General features: G+C 72.6%; 6 protein-coding genes. 2 read left to right on the top strand and 4 right to left on the bottom strand.

What is annotated here, in order from left to right:
• Nucleotides 1-122 precede the first annotated feature (122 nt).
• Nucleotides 123-800 carry an ABC transporter ATP-binding protein gene (locus HW577_RS22015; RefSeq protein ID WP_198378257.1) on the top strand — a complete coding sequence of 226 codons (678 nt, stop codon included), beginning with the start codon at nt 123-125 and terminating at the stop codon, nt 798-800.
• On the opposite strand, the gene yddG is transcribed toward HW577_RS22015, so the two are convergent.
• The gene (yddG, locus tag HW577_RS22010) at nt 797-1,639 is read right to left on the bottom strand and encodes an aromatic amino acid exporter YddG (protein ID WP_198378256.1); all 843 of its coding nucleotides are present in this window, start codon (nt 1,637-1,639) and stop codon (nt 797-799) included. The genes HW577_RS22015 and yddG overlap by 4 nt on opposite strands.
• Nucleotides 1,640-1,691: 52 nt before the next feature.
• Here yddG and HW577_RS22005 point away from each other — a divergent pair, with 52 nt between their 5' ends.
• Complete coding sequence (locus HW577_RS22005) at nt 1,692-2,036, top strand: phage holin family protein (protein WP_198378255.1); 345 nt, start codon at nt 1,692-1,694, stop codon at nt 2,034-2,036.
• Here HW577_RS22005 and HW577_RS22000 read toward each other — a convergent pair whose 3' ends face one another.
• The 3 genes from HW577_RS22000 to HW577_RS21990 form a co-directional block, all read right to left on the bottom strand.
• Nucleotides 2,037-2,642, bottom strand: coding sequence for a class I SAM-dependent methyltransferase (locus HW577_RS22000; RefSeq protein ID WP_198378254.1), 606 nt, complete (start codon nt 2,640-2,642; stop codon nt 2,037-2,039).
• Complete coding sequence (locus HW577_RS21995) at nt 2,639-3,343, bottom strand: M23 family metallopeptidase (RefSeq protein WP_332837780.1); 705 nt, start codon at nt 3,341-3,343, stop codon at nt 2,639-2,641. Before HW577_RS21995 ends, HW577_RS22000 begins: the two co-directional genes overlap by 4 nt.
• 332 nt (nt 3,344-3,675) lie before the next feature.
• Nucleotides 3,676-3,993: exodeoxyribonuclease VII large subunit (locus HW577_RS21990; protein ID WP_332837779.1), on the bottom strand; the 318-nt coding region annotated here is incomplete at its 5' end.

Raw genomic sequence — 3,993 nt, 5'->3', positions numbered from 1 at the left:
GGGAGTGAACTCCCCCGAGCCCCCTCCTTTTTCTGCCCGTTGGGGGCTGACAGCCGCGGCCGACGCCAGAAGACAAAGAAGGGAGGGGGAACGGGGGAGGTTCTCCTCCCCCGCGCGCTTCCATGACTCTCCTCGCCGCCGAATCCGTGACGAAGCGCCTCCCTGAAGGCGTCACGCTCGTCAGCGACATCACCCTGTCGGTCGAGCCAGGCGAGTTCGTCGCCATCACGGGGCCCTCGGGGTCGGGGAAATCCTCGCTGCTGTATCTGCTTGGCCTGCTCGACCGGCCGACGAGCGGGCGCGTGCTGCTGGAAGGGCGCGACACCGCGCTGCTCGCGCCGCCGGACCTCGCCGCGCTGCGCCTGGCGCGGCTCGGCTTCGTCTTCCAGTTCCACTTCCTGCTGCCGGAATTCACCGCGCTCGACAATGTGCTGATCCCGATCCGCCGGCGCGGCGCGCTGAAGCCGGATGCGGCGGAGGCGCGCGCACGCGGCCTGCTCGCCGCGCTGGGACTCGAGGACGCCGCGGCGAAACTGCCGGAGCAGCTCTCGGGCGGCATGCGCCAGCGCGTCGCGATCGCAAGGGCCCTTGCGAACGACCCGGTGCTGGTGCTGGCGGACGAACCCACGGGCAACCTCGACACGAAGAATGCCGCCGCCGTCTTCGACATCTTCGGCCGGCTGGCGGCGGAGGAAGGGCGCGCGATCCTGGTCGTGACGCATGATGCGGACCTCGCGCACCGCGCGACGCGGCGCATCCACCTGGTCGACGGGCGGATCGTCAGCGACGAGCGCTCCTAGTCGCGCACCGTCGCTGCCAGCAGCCCGCCGCCCGCGACGAGCAGCGCGGCCACCGCCACGCGCCAGGTCAGTGCGCCCTCACCCATCAGCACCAGCAGCAGCGTGGACGCCACCGGCACCGCATAGGCCAGCGTGCCGAGCAGCCGCGGGTCACCCCGCTTCATGCCCGCATCCCACAGGAAGAAGGCCGCGCCGAGCGGCCCGGCGCCGAGCAGCAGCACGGCGAGCCACTGCATGGCATCCGGCGCAACGCTGCTTTCGAACAGAAGGTGCGCGAGGCCGGCGAGCAGCGCGCTGGCAAGGCAGAAGCCCGCCAGCGCTTCCGTCGGCACGGCCGACATCCGCTTCGACATCACCGAATAGACCGCCCAGACCACCGCGCAGCCGATCGCGCAGGCAAAGCCGAGCAGTGCGGAGGGCGGGAAGGATGCGCCCGCGCCCACCAGCAGCGCGCAGCCCGCGAAGCCGAGTGCCACGCCCGCCAGCCGCCGCGGGCCGAGCGGCAGGCCGAGGATCGGCCCTGACAGCAGAACGATCAGCAACGGCCAGAGATAGTTGAGCAGGTTTGCCTCGACCGCCGGCGCCAGCGCCAACGCGGCGAAGTACAGTGCGTGGTATCCGAACAGCCCGCCCACGCCATGCGCCCAGGCGAGCCCGCCCTGCCGCAGGAGCGACAAGCGCCCCTGCGCCGCAACGACGGCAAGCGCGATCAGCCCGCCGGCGGCGAAGGCGAGCGCGGTTATCTGCAGCGGTGGCAGCGCGCCCGCCATACGCGCGAGCGGGGCAAGGAAGGCCCAGAGAATCAGCGCGCCGCAGCCGGCGAGGGTGGCGGATGACATGCGGCGTGCCCAGTATCAGCGCGCGTCAACCGCAGCAATCTCGGGACAGATCATGGCCGGCTTCGTCATCCGCACCCTCGTCACCGCCGCCGGCCTCTGGGTCGCGGTCGCGCTCGTGCCGGGGCTGGTCGCGCGGGATGCGGGGACGCTGATCCTCGCAGCGCTCCTGCTCGGGCTGGTCAACGCGCTGCTGCGGCCCGTGGCGGTGATCCTCTCCCTCCCGCTGACGATCCTGACCTTCGGCCTGTTCCTGCTGGTGGTGAACGCGGCGATGCTGGGGCTGGTGGCCTGGCTGCTGCCTGGGTTCAGCGTCGCGGGTTTCGGCTCGGCGCTGTTCGGCGCGATAGTCGTCTCGATCGTCTCCTGGGCGATCCAGCGCGTGGCGCGGGAGGGCTGATCAGGGCCGGCGCAGCACGGCGCGCACCACCTCGGCCAGCCCCTGGTGGCGCGGTCCTTCATCGAGCGCGACGGTGCCTTCCAGCAGCTCCAGCACCTCGAGCCCCGCGAAATGCTGTTCGACCAGCGCGCGGGTCCACAACAGTGACGGATCCTTCGGCCCGCCGCCGCGGCGGCCTTCCTGCGCGGGCGAGAAGCATTCCAGCAGCAGCAGCCCGCCGGGGGCGAGCGCACGCATCGCGCCCGCGCAGGCGATGACGCGGTCCTCCGGCGGCAAATGCACGAAGACCCAGGCGATGACGTCGAAGCCCGCCGCCGGCCAGTCCCAGCGCGTGAGGTCCGCGGTGACGGTGCGCAGCGCGACGCCGCGCCGGTCCGCCAGCGCACGCGCCTTGGCCAGCCCGACCTCCGACCAATCCACCGAGGTCGTGTCGAGTCCGCGCTCGGCCATCCAGGTCCCGTTGCGCCCTTCCCCGTCGCCCACCGCCAGCGCGCGCATGTGCGGGCGCAGGCGATGCGATTGGGAGAGCAGGAACAGGTTCGGCGCCTCCCCGAACTGGAAGTCGCCGCCGGCGTAGCGTTCGTTCCAGGCAAGGGAGGTGCTCATGCGGGCAGCACCACCGGCTGCGGGTCGAGCCAGGTTTGGTACCAGGAGAGCGAGAAATGCAGGTGCGGCCCCGTGACGCGCCCCGTCGCGCCGGAGGCCGCGATGCGTTCCCCCTTTGACACCACCTGCCCTTCCCGCACGTCGATGCGCGAAAGATGCGCATACAGCGTGTTCACCCCATGCCCGTGGTCGATCACCACCAGATCCCCGAAGAAGTAGAACGAATCCGCGAGCGTCACGCGCCCCGCTGCGGCGGCGAGCATCGGCGTGCCCGTCGGCACCGCGAAGTCCAGCCCGTAATGCGGCTGGCGCGGCTGGCCGTTCAGGATGCGCCGGCTGCCGAAGACGCCGGAGATGCGCCCCGTTGCCGGCGCGACGAAACCTTCCGCGAAGCCGGTCAGCGCGCTGTCCGCGGCGCGCGCGGCGGCGAGCTTTTCGCGCTCCCGCAGGATGCGCTGCAACGTCTCCTCGTCGGGTGTGACCTGCGCCGGGGGCAGGCCGTTGATGCGCTGCTCCTGCCACTGGCGGCGCGCGATGGACAGGCGCTTCTCCTCCCGCCGCGCATCGGCGTGCACGACCGCGAGCGACGAGGCCGCCGCATGGTCGCGTCCGAAGCCGAAGGCGAAGGCACCGTCGGCGGCGACGCGCACGGCGCGGCCATCAAGCGCGAGCCGCGTCCCGGGCGCGGCACGGCCAAGCACGAAGCCGCCCTGGGCGAGGCCGCGATCGGGGATCGAGAGCGCGGCGGCAGGACGGGCGAGGAGCAGGCCGGGGGCGGCGAGCAGGGCGCGGCGGGTGATGGCGGAGGGGCTCTGCCCCTCCGGACCACCCCGCCAGAGGCCGAAAGGCCTCTGGACACCAGGACTTGGTCGGGGATTCGGGGGAGGGGGCTCAAGGGCGCACGCGACGCCGTCGACGCACCCGCCCCCTCCCCCGAATCCCCGATGAATCAAACGGTTTCCAAAGGCCCTTAGGCCTTTGGTGGGGAGGGGTACGGGGAGGGGCAAAGCCCCTCTCCGGTCGCGCCCGCCGTTCACAGCAACGACCCCTGTTCCGGCGCCGGCCCTTTCCGCCGCGCCGGCGCGCCCTCCGCCGTCGCGCGCACATCCCCATCGGCAAAGGTCAGCCGCAGCTGCGCACCGGGGGCAACGCGCGCAGCCGCCGTCACCGCGTGCCCCTCCGCATCGCGCACCAGCGCGAAGCCGCGCGCCAGCACGGATTGGTAGGACGCGCTGTCGAGCCGAGCGGCCAGCCCCTCGAGCACCGCGCGCTTCTGCCGCACCAGCGCCAGCACCGGCGCGGGCGACAGGCGCGCGAGGGCCGGCGCTGCGGCGCGCGCATCCCGCCCGCC

The sequence above is a fragment of the Neoroseomonas rubea genome (genome assembly GCF_016106015.1).
Taxonomy (GTDB): domain Bacteria; phylum Pseudomonadota; class Alphaproteobacteria; order Acetobacterales; family Acetobacteraceae; genus Neoroseomonas; species Neoroseomonas rubea.
This window is presented reverse-complemented; position numbering and strand designations above follow the sequence as displayed.

What these genes read in the sequence shown, in the direction of transcription:
- HW577_RS22015 (WP_198378257.1), top strand. Translation starts at nt 123, where the DNA reads ATGACTCTCCTCGCCGCCGAATCCGTGACGAAGCGCCTCCCTGAAGGC.
- yddG (WP_198378256.1), bottom strand. Translation starts at nt 1,639, where the DNA reads ATGTCATCCGCCACCCTCGCCGGCTGCGGCGCGCTGATTCTCTGGGCC.
- HW577_RS22005 (WP_198378255.1), top strand. Translation starts at nt 1,692, where the DNA reads ATGGCCGGCTTCGTCATCCGCACCCTCGTCACCGCCGCCGGCCTCTGG.
- HW577_RS22000 (WP_198378254.1), bottom strand. Translation starts at nt 2,642, where the DNA reads ATGAGCACCTCCCTTGCCTGGAACGAACGCTACGCCGGCGGCGACTTC.